Origin of the sequence: Micromonospora chalcea, assembly GCF_028768405.1 — a bacterium.
Lineage (GTDB): Bacteria > Actinomycetota > Actinomycetes > Mycobacteriales > Micromonosporaceae > Micromonospora > Micromonospora chalcea.
Map to the genome: position 1 here is coordinate 4,255,635 of NZ_CP118233.1, position 15,996 is coordinate 4,271,630.

16 protein-coding genes and 1 riboswitch are annotated in these 15,996 nt (G+C 73.6%); of the genes, 8 read left to right on the forward strand and 8 right to left on the reverse strand.

All coding sequences use genetic code 11. The features are described from left to right. Positions 1–44: 44 nt before the first annotated feature. The gene (locus PVK74_RS18780) at positions 45–632 is read left to right on the forward strand and encodes a DinB family protein (protein WP_104112850.1); all 588 of its coding nucleotides are present in this window, start codon (positions 45–47) and stop codon (positions 630–632) included. Positions 633–693: 61 nt separating this feature from the next. Next, positions 694–1,662 (forward strand): Gfo/Idh/MocA family protein, encoded by a 969-nt coding sequence (locus PVK74_RS18785; protein ID WP_274476921.1) that lies wholly within the window; start codon positions 694–696, stop codon positions 1,660–1,662. Positions 1,663–1,711: 49 nt separating this feature from the next. On the opposite strand, the gene PVK74_RS18790 is transcribed toward PVK74_RS18785, so the two are convergent. From PVK74_RS18790 to PVK74_RS18800, 3 genes are all read right to left on the reverse strand, one after another. Further along, positions 1,712–2,716 (reverse strand): inorganic phosphate transporter, encoded by a 1,005-nt coding sequence (locus tag PVK74_RS18790; protein WP_030504472.1) that lies wholly within the window; start codon positions 2,714–2,716, stop codon positions 1,712–1,714. A gap of 4 nt (positions 2,717–2,720) precedes the next feature. After that, entirely contained in the window at positions 2,721–3,347 is a 627-nt protein-coding gene (locus PVK74_RS18795) for a DUF47 domain-containing protein (RefSeq protein ID WP_030504473.1), read from the reverse strand. A gap of 149 nt (positions 3,348–3,496) precedes the next feature. Then, complete coding sequence (locus PVK74_RS18800; protein ID WP_274476922.1) at positions 3,497–4,447, reverse strand: PPK2 family polyphosphate kinase; 951 nt, start codon at positions 4,445–4,447, stop codon at positions 3,497–3,499. Positions 4,448–4,617: 170 nt separating this feature from the next. Between PVK74_RS18800 and sigJ the strand changes: the two genes are divergently transcribed. After that, positions 4,618–5,571, forward strand: coding sequence for an RNA polymerase sigma factor SigJ (sigJ, locus tag PVK74_RS18805; RefSeq protein ID WP_043327998.1), 954 nt, complete (start codon positions 4,618–4,620; stop codon positions 5,569–5,571). A 6-nt stretch (positions 5,572–5,577) separates the two neighbouring features. Here sigJ and PVK74_RS18810 read toward each other — a convergent pair whose 3' ends face one another. Then, positions 5,578–6,084, reverse strand: a complete 507-nt coding sequence (locus tag PVK74_RS18810; RefSeq protein WP_043327997.1) for a DUF402 domain-containing protein — start codon at positions 6,082–6,084, stop codon at positions 5,578–5,580. Between the two features lie 124 nt (positions 6,085–6,208). Between PVK74_RS18810 and PVK74_RS18815 the strand changes: the two genes are divergently transcribed. Continuing rightward, on the forward strand, positions 6,209–8,353 hold the full coding sequence (locus PVK74_RS18815; RefSeq protein ID WP_274476923.1) for an ATP-dependent DNA helicase: 2,145 nt from the start codon (positions 6,209–6,211) through the stop codon (positions 8,351–8,353). A gap of 51 nt (positions 8,354–8,404) precedes the next feature. Here the strand turns inward: PVK74_RS18815 and PVK74_RS18820 are convergent, their stop codons facing one another. Next, on the reverse strand, positions 8,405–9,703 hold the full coding sequence (locus tag PVK74_RS18820; protein ID WP_231915501.1) for an AI-2E family transporter: 1,299 nt from the start codon (positions 9,701–9,703) through the stop codon (positions 8,405–8,407). A 154-nt stretch (positions 9,704–9,857) separates the two neighbouring features. Between PVK74_RS18820 and PVK74_RS18825 the strand changes: the two genes are divergently transcribed. Beyond that, positions 9,858–10,205: a GroES family chaperonin gene (locus PVK74_RS18825; protein ID WP_043327996.1), complete on the forward strand. Its 348-nt coding sequence runs from the start codon at positions 9,858–9,860 to the stop codon at positions 10,203–10,205. A 102-nt stretch (positions 10,206–10,307) separates the two neighbouring features. Then, entirely contained in the window at positions 10,308–10,466 is a 159-nt protein-coding gene (locus PVK74_RS18830; protein WP_197494901.1) for a hypothetical protein, read from the forward strand. A gap of 4 nt (positions 10,467–10,470) precedes the next feature. Here the strand turns inward: PVK74_RS18830 and PVK74_RS18835 are convergent, their stop codons facing one another. Beyond that, positions 10,471–11,907, reverse strand: a complete 1,437-nt coding sequence (locus tag PVK74_RS18835) for a PrsW family intramembrane metalloprotease (RefSeq protein ID WP_084789594.1) — start codon at positions 11,905–11,907, stop codon at positions 10,471–10,473. 65 nt (positions 11,908–11,972) lie between these two features. Next, positions 11,973–12,095, forward strand: a riboswitch (SAM riboswitch). A 48-nt stretch (positions 12,096–12,143) separates the two neighbouring features. On the opposite strand from PVK74_RS18835, the gene PVK74_RS18840 reads away from it, so the two are divergent. Beyond that, positions 12,144–13,406, forward strand: coding sequence for an aminotransferase class V-fold PLP-dependent enzyme (locus tag PVK74_RS18840; protein ID WP_274476924.1), 1,263 nt, complete (start codon positions 12,144–12,146; stop codon positions 13,404–13,406). A gap of 367 nt (positions 13,407–13,773) precedes the next feature. Here PVK74_RS18840 and PVK74_RS18845 read toward each other — a convergent pair whose 3' ends face one another. Next, positions 13,774–15,033, reverse strand: coding sequence for an FUSC family protein (locus PVK74_RS18845; RefSeq protein ID WP_043327993.1), 1,260 nt, complete (start codon positions 15,031–15,033; stop codon positions 13,774–13,776). Positions 15,034–15,101: 68 nt separating this feature from the next. On the opposite strand from PVK74_RS18845, the gene PVK74_RS18850 reads away from it, so the two are divergent. After that, complete coding sequence (locus PVK74_RS18850; protein ID WP_030502765.1) at positions 15,102–15,737, forward strand: HD domain-containing protein; 636 nt, start codon at positions 15,102–15,104, stop codon at positions 15,735–15,737. Here the strand turns inward: PVK74_RS18850 and PVK74_RS18855 are convergent. Continuing rightward, on the reverse strand, positions 15,663–15,995 hold the full coding sequence (locus tag PVK74_RS18855) for a DUF4031 domain-containing protein (protein ID WP_043330893.1): 333 nt from the start codon (positions 15,993–15,995) through the stop codon (positions 15,663–15,665). The genes PVK74_RS18850 and PVK74_RS18855 overlap by 75 nt on opposite strands. Between the last annotated feature and the right edge of the window lies 1 nt (position 15,996).

The following is a 15,996-nucleotide window of genomic DNA, read 5'->3' on the forward strand; positions in this document are numbered from 1 at the left end:
CACGGGGCAGCGTGCGTCGGCCGCGCCTGGCAGGGTCGTGACCCGTGATCGACGATTTCGCCAAGGACTACCTGCACAACGACCTGCGTCAGATCCGCGAGGTGCTGTTGTGGAAGCTCGACGGGCTGTCCGAGTACGACGTGCGCCGCCCCCTGACCGCGTCCGGCACCAACCTGCTCGGCCTGGTCAAGCACCTGGCGTTCACAGAGGCCCGGTACTTCGGCGAGGTGTTCGGCAGGCCGTTCCCGGAACCGCTGCCCCGGTGGGACGATCCGGATCCGGACGGCGCCGACATGTGGGCGACCGAGCACGAGACCCGCGAGGAGGTGATCGGCCGCTACCGACGGGCGTGGGAGCACGCGGACGCGACCATCGAGGCCCTCCCCATCGACGCGCCCGGCCACGTGCCGTGGTGGCCCCGCCCCCACGTCAAGCTGTTCAACGTCATGGTCCACGTGCTGGCCGAGACCAACCGGCACGCCGGGCACGCCGACATCCTGCGGGAACAGCTCGACGGCTCGACCGGGGCATGGGCCGCGTACGCGCACCTGGAACCCGACCGGCCGACGCTGGCGACGCGGCGGGCGACGATCGAACTGGCCGCCCTGGCCGTCGCCGACACCCCCCGCTGAGCCGTCCCGACCGGTGGGTCACCCTGCCGGTCCCGCAGCGGGAAGGGATAGCGTGCCGGGCATGACGCGTTGGGGAATCCTGGCCACCGGAAACATCGCCGCCCGCTTCGCCGAGGACCTGCGGCTGGTGCCGGACGCCGAACTGGTCGCGGTCGGTTCGCGTACCCGGGAGAGCGCCGAACTGTTCGCGCGCCGGCACGACGTGCCGCGGGCGTACGCCTCGTGGGCGGAACTGGCCGCGGACCCGGACGTGGACGCGATCTATGTGGCCACCCCGCACGCGGCGCACCACGAGGCGGCGCTGGCGTGCCTGGCCGGCGGCAAGGCCGTGCTGGTGGAGAAGCCGTGCACGCTGGACCTGCCGACCACCACCGAGCTGGTGGAGACGGCCCGTGCCCGGGGCCTGTTCCTCATGGAGGCCATGTGGATGCGGACCAACCCGCTGATCCTGCGCGTGCTGGAGCTGATCCGGGACGGCGCGATCGGCGAGGTGACGCACGTACGGGCGGACTTCGGCGTGGCCGGCCCGTTCCCGCCGGAGCACCGGATGCGGGCCCGCACACTCGGCGGCGGCGCGCTGCTCGACCTCGGCGTCTATCCGCTGAGCCTGGCCCACCTGGTGCTCGGCGTGCCGCAGCACGTGCAGGCGTGGGCGAAGCTGACCCCGGAGGCGGTGGACGAGAACACCGGCATGGTGCTCGGCTGGGACTCCGGCGCGGTGGCAACGCTCAGCTGCGGCATGGTCGGCGCGACAGCGATCACCGCGTCGATCACCGGCACGACCGGCCGGCTCGACCTGCCCGAGCTGTTCTTCCGGCCCGCGCACGCCGTGCTGCACCGGGCCGGCGCCGAGCCGGAGACGATCCCGGCGGACCTGACCGGCGGCGGCTACCAGTACGAGGCGATCGAGGTGCAGCGCTGCCTGGCAGCCGGGCTGACCGAGAGCCCGCTGGTGCCGCACGCCGCCACGCTCGAGGTGATGGGCCTGATCGACGACATCAAGGCCCGGATCGGCGTCTCCTACGCGTGAGGGGTTCCCCGCCACGGCGGGGAACCCCTCGACGTCGTTGCGCGGGAGCTCAGAACAGGGGGCGGACCAGCAGGTACGCGAGGCAGGCGATCGCGGCGGCGGCCGGGAACGTGATGATCCAGGCGATCACGATGTTGCCGGCCACGTTCCAGCGCACCGCGGAGAGCCGTTTCGTCGCGCCCACACCCATGATCGCCGAGGTGATCGTATGCGTGGTGGAGATCGGCGCCTTGAGCACGAGCGCGTTGAAGTAGAGCACCGCGCTGGCCACGGTCTCGGCCGCGAAGCCCTCCGCCGGGCCGAGGTCGATGATCTTCCGGCCGAGCGTCCGGATGATCCGCCAACCACCCGCGTACGTGCCGGCGGCCAGCATCGCCGCGGAGGTCCAGAAGACCCAGCCCGGGATGTGGGTCTTGCTCTCCTGGAAGCCACCGGTGTAGAGCGCCAGCACGATGATGCCCATGGTCTTGGCGGCGTCCTGCATGCCGTGGCCGACCGACATGGCGGCGGCGGACGCGGTCTGCGCCCAGCGGAAGCCGCGGCTGAGCTTGCCCGGCTGCCCCTTCCGGAACAGCCACATGATCGCCAGCATCACCAGGAAGCCGAGCACCAGGCCGACCACCGGCGAGAGCACCATCGGGATGAGGACCTTCTCGATGATGGTGCCCCACTGGACGATGCCGTCGGCGGCGAACAGGGTCGCGCCGACCAGGCCGCCGAAGAGGGCGTGCGAGGAGGAGGACGGCAGGCCGAAGTACCAGGTGATCAGGTTCCAGATGATCGCGCCCAGCACGCCGGCGAAGACCACGCCGAGGCTCTCCACCCCGGTCGGCAACGTGACCAGGCCGTCGCCGACCGTCTTGGCGACGCCGGCGCCGAAATGCGCGCCGACGAAGTTGCCGACGGCGGCCAGCGCCAGGGCGATCCGGGGAGTCAGCGCCCGGGTCGAGATGCTGGTGGCGATCGCGTTCGCCGCGTCGTGGAAGCCGTTCGTGTAGTCGAACGCCATGGCGACCGCGATCACCGCCAGCACGGCGATGAGTTCGGGACTCACTGGATCAGGACTCCTTGACCGCGATGGTCTCGACGGTGTTGGCGACGTGCTCGAAGGCGTCGCAGGCGGCCTCCAGCTCGTCGGCCACCTCCTTCATCTTCAGCACCGTGAGCGCGTCGTACTCACCGGAGAAGAGGCGTACCAGCAGCATCCGGTACGCCTGGTCGCCGTCGTTCTCGAGCCGGTTGCACTCGATCCAGTAGTCCTCAAGATCCTTCATCGACTTCAGCCGGGGCATCGCCTCGGCGGTGAGCTTGGCCTGCAGGTCGAGCACGTTGACCAGCTCGTGCAGCTCACGCGGAAGGGACGGGAGCTTGGTCAGGCCGTACAGGTAGAGCAGGTTGCCGACCGCCTCCAGGTGGTCCATCACGTCGTCGAGCAGCGAGCCCAGCCGGTAGATGTCCTCCCGGTCGAACGGCGTGATGAACGTGGAGTTGATCTTCTTGTAGAGCTCGTGCGTGATCTGGTCGCTGTCGTGCTCGATGTCGGTCAGCCGCTCGCTGATCGACTGCACGTCGGCGCCGGGCAGACCCAGCTCGTTGAGCAGGTCGGTCCCCTTGACCAGGTTCTGCGCGGCCCTGGTGAAGAGCTCGTAGAAGGCGCCCTCGGTGGGACGGAAGGAAAACTTCACAGCACGGACCTCGTCGTGTCGGTGGAAGGGTGGCCGTCGCCGCCCGGGCGTCTGCATTGCGCATGCTAGGGATCGCGTCCAGGCGGCTTTCGATCGGCCCACCCCTGGTCAAGCCCGATTCACCGCTCGTTCACCTTCCGTTCACCTGATCACCCGCCGAGTTGGCTCCGTAACCGGTCACGCTCCCGTTCAACGTCGAAATCGGCAGGCGGATACCCCAGATGCAACTCGTCGAACGTCTCGCGCAGCAGGTGGGCTACCGCCCAGTCCCGGTACCACTTGCGGTCCGCCGGGACCACGAACCAGGGCGCGTCGTCGGCGCCGCACCGCTCGATCGCCTCGGCGTACGCCGCCTGGTAGTCGTCCCATCGTGCCCGGGTGTCCAGGTCACTGGGGTTGTACTTCCAGAACTTCGTCGGGTCGGTCAGCCGCTGCATCAGCCGCTCGCCCTGCTCGGCGAACGAGATGTGCAGCATGACTTTGATCACGGTCACCGCCTGCTCGGCCAGTTCCCGCTCGAAGTCGTTGATGATCGCGTACCGGGATTGCCAGGTCGCCTCGTCGACAAGCCCTTCGACCCGGGCGATCAGCACGTCCTCGTAGTGCGAGCGATTGAACACGCCCACGTACCCGGGTGGCGGCAGCGCCCGGCGTACCCGCCACAGGAAGTCGTGCCGCAACTCCTCCTCGGTGGGCGGCCCGAACGAGCGGATGTGCAGCCCGAGCGGGTTCATCGCGCCCGCCACCCGCTTCACCGTGCCGTCCTTGCCGCCGCAGTCCATCGCCTGGAGCACCAGCAGCAGCCGGCGCGGCCGGCCCTCACCGAGCCCCGCGCCCGCCTGGGCCGGCGCGCTCGTGGCACCGCCCGGTCCGGCGGCGCCCTGCGCCGAGGCGTACAGCATCTCCTGCTGCCGCCCCAGTTCCGCGCCGACCAGCTCGACCTGGGCCCGTGCCCACTCCTTGCGCGCGGGCCCGCGCCCGGCCACCGCCGGCAGCCCGGGCGTCGACCGGGGGTCGATCGCCGCCAGATCCACCGCCCCCGGCCCCACCCGCAGCAGTTCCCGCATCGGCCCGCCCTCGGGCCCCACCACCTCACTCATCCCCCGATCCTCACCCCCGAAGCCCTTTCCCGCCCGCCCCACCCCGCTGATCTTGCAGTTGCGGCCCCTGGTGCATCCGGAAAGCGGCTTTTGCCGGGGCGGCAAGCGCAAGATCGGCGCGGGTGGGCGGCGGGGTGCCGGGGCGGGTGGTGGGGCGGGAGAATGGGTGGGTGGATGAACTTACGGGGGAGTTCGAAGCGGAGCGGGGGCATCTGCTGGCGGTCGCGCGGCGGATGCTCGGCAGCCGCAGCGAGGCCGAGGACGCCGTCCAGGAGACCTGGCTGCGCTTCTCCGGCGCGTTGAGCGACCCCGAGCAGCGCGCCCGCGTACGCGATCTGCGCGGTTGGCTCATCACCACCTGCTCGCGGATCTGCCTGGACGTGCTCCGCTCCGCCCGGGTGCGCCGGGAGGCGTACCCGGGTCAGTGGCTCCCCGAGCCGGTGGTGACCACCGTGCCGGCGGCGGACGGGTTCGCGCCCGACCCGGCCGAGCGGGCGGTACGCGCCGACCAGATCGGCACCGCGCTGCTGGTGGTGCTGGAACGGCTGACGCCGGAGCAGCGGGTGGCGTTCGTGCTGCACGACGTGTTCGCGGTGCCGTTCTCCGACGTGGCGGACGTACTGGCGGTCACGCCGGAGGCGGCGCGTCAACTCGCGTCGCGGGCCCGGCGGGCGGTGCACCGGCCGGACGCGCCGCAGCACAGCGCCGACCTCGCCGAGCAGCGACGGGTACTCACCGCGTTCGTCGCCGCCGTGGAGTCCGGCGAGCTGGAGCAGTTGGTCCGGGTGCTCGCACCCGACGTGGTGGCGATCGGCGACTCCGGCGGCCACTTCCCGGCGGCCCGCCAGCCGGTGGTCGGCGCGGAGGCGGCCGGTCGCCTGCTCCTCGGCCTGTTCAACCAGGCCCGCAAGTGGGGCGCGATGCGGGTCCGGCCGGTGGTGGTGGACGGCACGCTGGGCTGGCAGTCGGAGGTCCCCTACCGGGACGGGCGGACCATGCGGATCGTCACCTCGTTCGCCGTCCACGAGGGGCGGGTCACCGGGGTGTTCAACCAGCTCAACCCGGACAAGGTCGGCGAGCTGCCGCCGCTGGGGCCGGACGCCGCCTGGCCGCCGCGCTGGTGAGCCGGCTCAGACCACCAGCGCCAGCCACTTCCGGTACGACGTGGCGAACGGCTCGGTGCCGTCGCCGAGCGCGCCGAGCAGCCAGCGGGCGGCCGCCTCGGCCTCGGTGACCACGTCGTCCGGGTAGCCCCAGCGGGCCCGGTGCTCGGCGAACTCGTCCTCGTCGCGCAGCTCGACCACTGCGGTCTCGCGGCGGCGCACCACGTCCAGGTCGAGGTCGATCAGGTGGACCGTCTCCGCGCCCTCCCAGCGGGCCGGGGTGGCGATGTCGCAGTAGACCTCGCTGGTGCGCGGCGGCGGGTTGAACATGCCGGTCCACCAGCCGTGGTGGGGCACCAGCAGGACGAACGGGATCTGCTCGACGGACGGGCGGCCGTGGTAGACGGATTCGGTGCCGGCGGGCACGCCGAGCCAGACGCCGAGATCGTCCTCGGCGAGGCGGCGGGCCGGGTAGTCGCGGTGGGCGCTGCCGTCGTACTTGCGGTAGATCACGCGGACCACGTCGCTCGGCATGCCTGGCACCCTAACCGATTCCGGCCACGCCACGCGATCGGGAGGTAACCGGACGCGACCCGCCGTCCCGCCACGCCGCCGGAGCGACCGGACCCCCGTCGGTGCCGGCGGGTACGGTCGCACGGTGACCCCGTCCCGCACCGCCACCGGCCCGGCCGTCCCGAAGAAGCGCCGCAGTGGTCGCGCCGGCGCCGGGGAGCTGCTGACCGCCGCGGTGGGCGCGGTTCCCGGCGGCGCGGCCCGGCCCGGTCAGCAGCAGATGGCCGAGGCGATCGAGCGCAGCATCGCCTCCGGCGAGCACCTGTTGGTGCAGGCCGGCACCGGCACCGGCAAGTCCCTGGCCTACCTCGCGCCGGCGCTGACGGTGGACGGGCCGGTGGTGGTCTCCACCGCCACGCTGGCGTTGCAGTCCCAGCTGGTCGAGCACGACCTGCCCCGGCTGGCCGACGCGGTCGAGCCGGTGCTGGGCCGGCGCCCCACGTTCGCCGTGCTGAAGGGTCGCCACCACTATCTGTGCCTGGCGAGGTTGGACAGCTCGGTCGAGGACGAGCCGGACGACGCGCTCTTCGACGCGCCGCGCCCCGGCAACGGCGGCACCAAGTGGCTCGGCGAGGCGGGCCGCCTGGGCAAGCAGGTGCAGCGGCTGCGTGACTGGGCCGAGGAGACCGCCACCGGCGACCGGGACGAGCTGGATCCGGGCGTGGACGACCAGGTGTGGCGCACCGTCTCCATGCCGGCGCGCGAGTGCGTGGGCGCGAGCCGCTGCCCGTTCGGTCAGGAGTGCTTCGCGGAGGCGTCCCGGGCGCGCGCCCGCGAGGCGGACATCGTGGTGACGAACCACAGCCTGCTCGCCGTCGACATGCTCGCCGGTCGGCACATCGTGCCGCCGCACAAGCTGCTGGTGGTGGACGAGGCGCACGAGCTGGCCGACCGGGTCTCCTCGGCGGCCCAGGCCGAGCTGGTGCCGGAGCTGATCGACAGGTCCACCCGCCGGGCCCGGCCGCTGCTGCGCCCGGACCTGGCCGAGCGGCTCACCGAGGCCGGTGACGCGCTCGCCGTGGGGCTGGCCGAGGCGCCGGCCGGGCGGCTCACCGCCGGTCTGCCGTCCGCGCTGCGCGAGGCGTGCACGCTGCTGGACTCGGCGACCCGGGCCGCGCTGGAGGCGATCGGCGACGTGAAGTCCGACGACCCCGACCCGGTACGCAAGCAGCAGGCCAAGGCGGTGCTGGACGAACTGTCCACCACCGCGCAGCGGCTGCTGGAGGAGGCCGACCACGACGTCGCCTGGGTCGAGAAGCCGGACAACGGCAGCCGCCGAGCGCTGGTGGTCGCGCCGCTGTCGGTCGCGGGCACGCTCGCCACCCACCTGTACGACGAGCGCACGGTCGTCGCCACCTCGGCGACGCTGGCGCTGGGCGGCCGCTTCGACACGGTGGCCCGGGCGCTGGGGCTGGACGCGCCGCCGCCCGCCCCGCCGTCCCCGGCCGCCGCCGCGATCGCCACCGCTGCCGCCGCGGGCCGCACCCCGGTCACGCCGCCGGTGGCCGCCGCCGAGGGCAGCCGGGCGTCGATCGGCACCGTGCCGGCCACCGAGGGGCCGGGCTGGAGTTCGCTGGACGTCGGCTCACCGTTCGACTACGCCCGGCAGGGCATCCTGTACGTGGCCGCGCACCTGCCCCGCCCCAGCATCTCCGGGCTGCCCGGGCCGGCCGGTGAGGAGCTGCTGGCGCTGGTCGGGGCGCTCGGTGGTCGTACCCTCGGGCTCTTCTCGTCGCGACGGGCCGCGCAGCAGGCGGCGGAGCTGGTCCGCGCGCGGACCGACGTGCCCGTGCTGCTGCAGGGCGAGGAGGCGCTGCCGCTGCTGGTGCGCCGGTTCCGCGAGGTGCGGGAGAGCTGCCTGTTCGGGGTGATGTCGCTCTGGCAGGGGGTGGACGTGCCGGGCGACGCCTGCCAGCTCGTGGTGATCGACAGGTTGCCGTTCCCCCGGCCGGACGAGCCGCTCGCCGCGGCGCGCGCCGCGGCGGTGGACGCCGGTGGCGGCTCGGGTTTCGCGGCGGTGAGCGTGCCGATCGCGGCGGTCCGGCTGGCCCAGGGCGTCGGCCGGCTGATCCGGGCCACCGGCGACCGGGGCGTGGTGGCGGTGCTCGACTCGCGGCTGGAGACGGCGCGCGGGTACGGCCCGTTCCTGCGCCGTTCGCTGCCGCCGTTCTGGTACACCACCCGGCCCGAGGTGGCCCGGGGCGCGCTGGAACGGCTCGCCAAGAGCTGACGCCCGCGCCTCCCCGGGCGGGGCGACACGGGCGTCAGGGGGTCGTGCGGGTCAGGGCGCCTGGGAGGCGACCACCACCGCGTCCGGTGGGGTGTCCGGCACGGTACGCGCGGCGAGCCGCCGGACCGCGGTGTTGAGCACGGCGATCAGCGGCACCGCGACCAGCGCGCCGGCGATGCCGGCCAGCACCACGCCCGCGGCGATGCCGATGATCACAGCGAGCGGGTGGATGGCCACCGCCCGGCCCATGATCAGCGGCTGGAGCACGTGGCCCTCGACCTGCTGCACCCCGACCACCACGCCGAGGATGATCAGCGCGGTCACCGGGCCGCTGTCGACGAGCGCGACCAGCACTGCCACCACGCCGGACAGGAACGCGCCGACGATCGGGATGAACGCGCCCAGGAAGACCAGCGCGGCCAGCGGGAACGCGAACGGGATGTCGAACAGCACCAGGAAGATGCCGATGCCGACCGCGTCGATGAAGGCGACCAGCACGGTGGCCCGCACGTACGCGCCGAGCGTCGCCCAGGACGCGCGACCGGCGTCGTCGACCTTCCAGCGGGCCGCGACCGGCAGCAGCCGGACCAGGAACCGCCAGATGGAGTTGCCGTCACGCAGGAAGAAGAACGTGGCGAACAGCACGAGCACGGTGCCGGTGAGCACCTCGGCCAGCGTGGCGGCGGTGCTGAGCGCACCGCTGGTGAACCGCTCGGTGTTGCCGTTGATCCAGTTCTGCGCCTCGTTGATGTAGCGGTCGAGCTGGCTGTCGGACAGGTGCAGCGGGCCGGTCTTGAACCAGTCCTGGATCTGCCGGATGCCCTGCGAGGACTTCTCGCTCAGCTCCGGTACGCCCTTGATGAACTCGTTGACCACCAGCGTCAGCGTGCCGACCACGGCGGCCAGGCCGCCGACGAGCACCACACCGGTGGCCAGGGAGCGGGGCAGGCGGGCCCGGAGCAGCCAGCCGACCGCCGGGGCGAGCAGCGCGGAGAGCAGCAGCGCGACGGTCAGCGGGATGATCACGATGCTGATGGTGCCGATGATCTTGATGAGCGCCCAGGTCACGATGCCGATCACGATCAGCCGCCAGCACCACGCGGCGGTGATCCGCAGCGCGTGCGGCACCTCGGTGTCGTCCCGGCTCACAGTCGAGGAGTGCATCGCGGCCGGCGGCTCGACGCCCACCACAGTCGCCTCCGGCGACGCCGACGGTCCCGGTGACGCGGGCGAGGCCACTCCTGCCTCCCCCGGCGCCGCTTCCGGGTCGGCCCGGCGGGTCCGGGCGGCCTCCCGGCCCGACTCGTACGCGCGGCGGAGCCGTCCGCGCATCCGCTCGAAGCGGCTCAAGCGCACCTCCGGCAAAGTCGGCCCCACCACGTCGCAGGGGGCACAGGATACGTCTGCTCGCCCCACCCTAGGGCGGCTCGGCCACACATTGCCCGCCCGGCGCTCCTGCGAACCACGGCGGAATCGACAGCCGGGCACGCGGTAGCGTCTTCGCGTGACCGCCGACCAGAGTCTCGACGCCGGGCTGCCGATCCGCCTGCTGCACGACCGCGTGCTGGTACGCACCGAGGGCGCCGAGGGCGAACGCCGCTCCACCGCCGGCATCGTGATCCCCGCGACCGCCGCCGTGGGCAAGCGGCTGGCCTGGGCGACAGCCGTCGGCGTCGGGCCGAACGTCCGCTCGATCGTGGCCGGCGACCGGGTGCTCTTCGACCCGGACGACCGCTCCGAGGTCGAGTTGCACGGGCGGGCGTACGTGCTCCTGCGCGAGCGGGACGTGCACGCCGTGGCGGCCGAGCGGGTGGAGAGCACCGCCGCCGGCTCCACCGGTCTCTACCTCTGATCCGGCTCTCCACCCTCTGACCCGGCATCGGCGCCGTTTGCGGCGCTTCCCGGCGGGAAGCCCAGGCACCTGAGCGCCCTGGGGAGGGACACCATGCCGGTAGTGATCAAGAAGATCCTCGCCTGGGGATTCCTCGCGTTCCTGATCTACTTCATGGCGTTCCGTCCGGACGGGGCCGCGCAGGTGTTCAGGGGGATCGGGGCCGCGCTCATGGCGATCGCCCAGGGGCTCGGCGACTTTCTGACCGGCCTGATGAGCTGACCCGTCAGCGCCCGGGATGCCAGGGCGCGCCCGGGCCGTGCCAGCCGCCCGGGCCGTAGCCGGGCGGCGGGTACGCGGGCGGCGCGGCGAGCACCACCGGGATCGGCACCACCGGGTCGTCCGGCGCCTCCACCGGGCGCTGCGAACCGTCCGGGAACCGCAGGTGGTAGCGCTGACCGTCCCAGACCCCGACCGGCGCCTGCGGGTCCCGGCCGACGAAGAACGACCGGTACGCGGAGATCGCCTCCAGCAGTTCCCGTTCCTCCCGCGCTGTCCGTTCCCGCTCGGCGGGTTTGCGGTCCAGTCCCCGGCGCATGCCGTCGCGCAGCAGCGCGAGCCGGGTCGCGGCGAACTGGTAGCCGCGCATCGCCTTCACCCCGCCGTCACCGGCGACCCGCCGGGCCCACGTACGCGCCGCGTGCCGGCGGCCCAGGCTGCCCAGCGCGGCCACCTCGGGCGGGGTGAGCCAGCCCGCCCGCACGTAGTCCGGCAGCGTGCGCTCGGTGAGGCGGCCCTCCCAGGCGCGCAGCCAGATCGCCAGCCCCACCATGGCGAAGAAGATCGGCACCATCACGCCGATGTACCCGTAGAGCACGATCACCGTCTGCCCGGTGGCCTGGGCCAGCGAGGGCAGCAGGTTCCAGGTGCCGTGCAGGATCATCGCCAGCAGCAGGCCGGCCAGCGGGGCGAGCACCCGTACCCTTCGGTCGGCGGTACGCGCCGCGACGCCCAGCCCGACGCCGGTCATCGAGGTGAACAGCGGGTGGGCGAAGCCGAACAGCAGGATCCGGACGATGAAGATCGCGATCACCTGCTGCGCGCCGGTGGCCGGGCCGTACTGCTCCACGCCGGTGCGGTAGCCGTACCCGCCCAGGTAGAGGATGTTCTCGACCATGGCGAAGCCGACCGCGGAGAGCCCGCAGTAGACCAGGCCGTCGGTGATCCCGGAGAACTCCCGGCGCCGGAAGATCAGCACCAGGAGCGGGCCCGCCGCCTTGGTCAGCTCCTCGATGAACGGGGCGACGAGCACCGCGGTCAGCGCGGCGGGCAGCCCCAGGTCGTCGAACAGCCGCGCGCCGGTCTCGTTGACCAGCAGCGAGATCGCGGTGGAGACGAAGGCGCCCCACGCGAAGCAGAAGATCAGATACTTCAACGGCTCCGGCTCGTAGCGGTCGAGCCACAGGAAGCAGGAGACCAGCACCGGCACCGGCAGGATCGCCGCGACCAGGCCCACCAGCAGCGCCTCGGCGCCGAGGCTCTCGCCCAGCGTGAAGACCATGAACAGCGCGCCGGCCGCGATCAGCAGCACCACACCGGCCAGCGCGAGGAAGCGCCGCCAGCCGAGCCGGCGCAGCGGCATCCGGGGCGTCGGCCCTCCCGGCGGCGGGGCGGCGGGCGCGGGCGGCGGCGGCAGGGCTCCGCCGGGCGGGGTGTCGGCCATGCGGTCAGCGTAGTCACCCGCGACCCACTGGTCCGGGCCGAACGCTACGGCTATGCTCCCGAACAGGTCACGAGCGCCAGCGTCAAGCCCCGGCTTGCTGGCCGGCAACCCTCGTCGAGGTTCGCGGTGGGGTGCCCCGGGTGATGACCGGGCCCAGCGCCGCTCCGCGTGCTGGGCAAGCGCGGACCCCGTCCCGGCACCACCCGGGGTCCACCTGTGACCCGGGAGGCTCCGGCATGACCCTCACTCTCGTACCCCCGTCGCCAGTGCTGCCCGCGCCGGTCCGGCCCGACCCGCTCGGCGTGCTCGGCGTACCGGGGGAGATCAACCTGGACCACGCCGCCAGCGCGCCGTGCGCGCGGGCCGCGGCCGACGCGGTGGCCGGGCTCCTTCCCTGGTACGCGAGCGTGCATCGCGGCGCGGGCGCGCTGTCCCGGCGCTGCACGATCGCCTACGAGCAGGCCCGGCAGACCGTCGGCGACTTCCTCGGCGCCCGCCCCGACGACCACGTGATCTTCACGCGGAACACCACAGACGCGCTGAACCTGCTGGCCCGTGCGCTGCCCGCGGGCACCACGGTGATCACGTTCGGCGGCGAGCACCACGCCAACCTGCTGCCCTGGCCGCGCGGCTCGGTACGCCTGCCGGTGCCGGACAGCCCGGCCGGCGCGGTCCGGTCCCTCGCGGCGGCGCTCGGCGAGCTGGCCCGCGACGCCCGGCCCGGCCTGCCGGTGCTGGTCGCGGTCACCGGCGCCGGCAACGTCACCGGCGAGGTGTGGCCGATCGCCGAACTGGCCCGGGTCGCGCACCGGCACGGCGCCCGCATCCTGGTCGACGCCGCGCAGCTCGCCCCGCACGCCCCGGTCGACCTGGCCGCGCTGGACGTGGACTACGTGGCGCTGTCCGGCCACAAGCTGTACGCCCCGTTCGGCGCGGGCGTGCTCGCCGGGCGGGCGGACTGGCTGGACGCGGCCCCGCCGTACCTGGCCGGTGGCGGCGCCACCAGCCACGTCGGCGCGGCCACGCACGAGGTGCGCTGGACCACCGGCCCGGCACGGCACGAGGCCGGCACCCCGAACCTGCTCGGCGCGGTGGCGCTGGCGGCGGTCTGCGCCGCGCTCGGCGAGGCCGACCGGCAGGCGCTGCACGTACGGGAACAGGCGCTGCTGACCCGGCTGCGCCGCGGCCTCGCCACGCTGCCCGACGTGGTCGAGCTGCGCATGTTCGGCCCGGACGCCCCACGGGTGGGGATCGTCAGCTTCGTGGTCGCCGGGCGGGACTCCGCAGACGTGGCCGCGCATCTGGCGAGCCGGCACCGGATCGGGGTACGGGACGGCCTGTTCTGCGCCCACCCGCTGACCCGTCGCCTGCTGGCCGAGGCCGCCGCCCGTACCGGCCGCACCGACCTGCCCCCGACCGCCCTGCGCGCCAGCCTGGGCCTGGGCACCACCGAGCCCCAGGTCGACGCCCTCCTGACCGCCCTGTCCCACCTCCCCTAACCCAGCCCCCTCCCCCTCCCCCTCCCCCTCCCGCCCAAGAGCAACCGGCCCGTCCGCACCCACGACAGCCAGAGATCTTGGTACGGGGACGCCCCGGTGGGGGCGTCCCCGTACCAAGATCTCGCCCCCCGGGGCCCCATCGGGGCGATCATGAAGTTAGCGGTCACAGAAAGCGCTTCCCCACCAGCCAACTTCATGATCAGCCGGCCTCCATGGAGGTGATCAAGGAGTTTGTGTCTGAGTTGATCTCCGGGAGGGACACAAACTCCTTGATCAACGCGGCGGGCAGGAGGCGGGCCGGGCGGGAGGCGGGCCGGGGCGGGGCGGGGCGGGCAGGCGGCGGGACGGGCGGCGGGGGCCGGGCGGGTCAGCCGACTGGGGGGGCCGTGGGTGGGTGGGCGGCGGGGTTGCGGTCGGTGGGTGGGCCGGTGCGGTGCTCCTTCTCGCCGAACGCCTGCCGGACCAGGCGGTTCGCCTCCTCCTGCTCGATACCGGAGGCCACCATCAGGTCGCTCGCCGTGGTACGCACCTGCGCGATCACCACGCTGCCGGAGAAGCCGACCCCCTCGGCGTACGCCCGGCCGGCCTCGCTCACCGCGCGCAGCGACCGTTCGCGGGCCTCCTGCGGCTCCTGCCCGGCGGCGAACTCGTGCCGGAGCAGGCGCACCGACTCGGCCAGATGACCGATCGCGTCCGGCATCGGCTCGGGGGCCGGTTCGTCGTCCTCGATCATGGTGACCGCGCGGCGGATCAGCGTGCCGGTGTTGCGCATGGCCCGGTCGATCGGGTCGGCCGCCTCCGCGTAGTGGGTCAGCTCGCCGCGCCGGTGCCAGCGGGCCGGGGACAGCGTGCTGGTCTCCTTGGCACCCTCGATCGCCTCGGAGAGGGCGGCCAGTTCCTCCTTGTTCTCTCGCAGCCGGAACAGCGCGCGCTGGGCCGCCTCCCGGTCCTGGTTTCGCAGCGCCTCGGCGCAGGCGTCGAGCTGGTCGGCGAGGAGGTCCAGCGCGGGCCGGGCGGCCCGGTTGATCACCCGTAGCGGGTTGAGCGGCAGCAGGATGGCGGTGACGAGCAGCGCGATGCCGCCACCGAGTAACGCGTCGATGAAGCGGGGGAATTCCAGGTTCTCGGTGGACGGGCTGAGCGTCACGATCAGCACCGCGGTGGCCGCGGCCTGGATCACGATCGCCACGCTCGCCCCGGCGAAGATGCTCAGCAGGATCGCCGAGGTCACCACGAGCGCGAGCTGCCAGGCGCCGGTGCCGACGAAGTAGATGAGCGCGTCGCCGACCAGCACGCCGACGGCCACGCCGGCGATCAGCTCGACCGTACGCCGGAACCGCTGCCCCACCGAGGCGGCGAGCGTGCCGACGGCGGAGATCGGGGCGAAGACCGGCTGGGGGTTCTTCAGCAGCCGGTGCGAGATCAGGTACGCCAGGCCGGCGGCGAGCCCGGCCTGCACCGCCAGGCCGAACGCGGTCCGGACCCGGTGCAGCCGGTCGTGCAGGGTCGCCTTGCCCCGGTGCCGCAGCTCCTCCATCGCGGAGGCGATCCGCTGCCCGTCGCGGTCGGCCCGCCCCTCACGCAGCTTTCCGCGACGCAAGAACTGCAGTCGTCCGTCCCGGGCCATGGCCGGTACTACCCGTACCGCCCCGGCTGAATCCCTCTACCCGGGCCGAAGGGGGCAGACTGCATCCGATGGACGACCTGACGGCACGGTGGCGGGAGACGGCGCGGGCGGCGGGCGCGACCGATCCGGCGGCTGTCGAGCGGGCCGGCGCCCGGCTGCTGGCGGGCTGGCGGGAGCCGCACCGGCGCTACCACGACGAGGCGCACCTGCGGGCGGTGCTCGACGTGGTCGACGCGTACGCCGGGCTGGCCCGCGACCCCGACCTGGTCCGGCTCGCGGCGTGGTGCCACGACGCGGTCTACGACCCGCGCGCGGCGGGTGACGCCAACGAGCGGGCCAGCGCCGACCTCGGCGGCGAGCTGCTGGCCGCCGCCGGGCTCCCGGCCGCGACGGTGACCGGGGTACGCCGCCTGGTGCTGCTCACCGCCGGTCACGCGGTCGGGCCGGACGACCCGGACGGCGCGCTGCTCTGCGACGCGGACCTGGCGGTGCTGGCGGCCCCGGCGGAGCGCTACGACAGGTACGCCGCCGCGATCCGCGCCGAGTACGCGCACGTGCCCGACCCGGACTTCCGCGCCGGCCGGTCGGCGGCGCTGCGGCACCTGCTCGCGCTGCCGGCGCTGTACCGGCTACCCGAGCCGCACGCCCGCTGGGAGTCCCGCGCCCGGGCCAACCTGTCCCGGGAGCTGGCCGCGCTGGCCTGAGAAGCGGTGCTTCGGACGGCGCAGGCCGGTGTCCCGCAGCAGCCGGACGATCTCCCGCGAGGGCACGACAGTCGCGCCCAGCCACACCGCCGCCCGGAACCGTTCGGCGGGCACGTCGTAGTGGTCCCGGTCGAAGCCGCGCCGGGGCGCGCCGAGCATCTCCGCGAACGCGTGCAGCTCGGCGTACGAGACGTCGCTGATCAGGTGCGACCAGAGCCGGCCGCGCCAGGGCACGGCGGGCGGGTCCAGGTAGAGCACG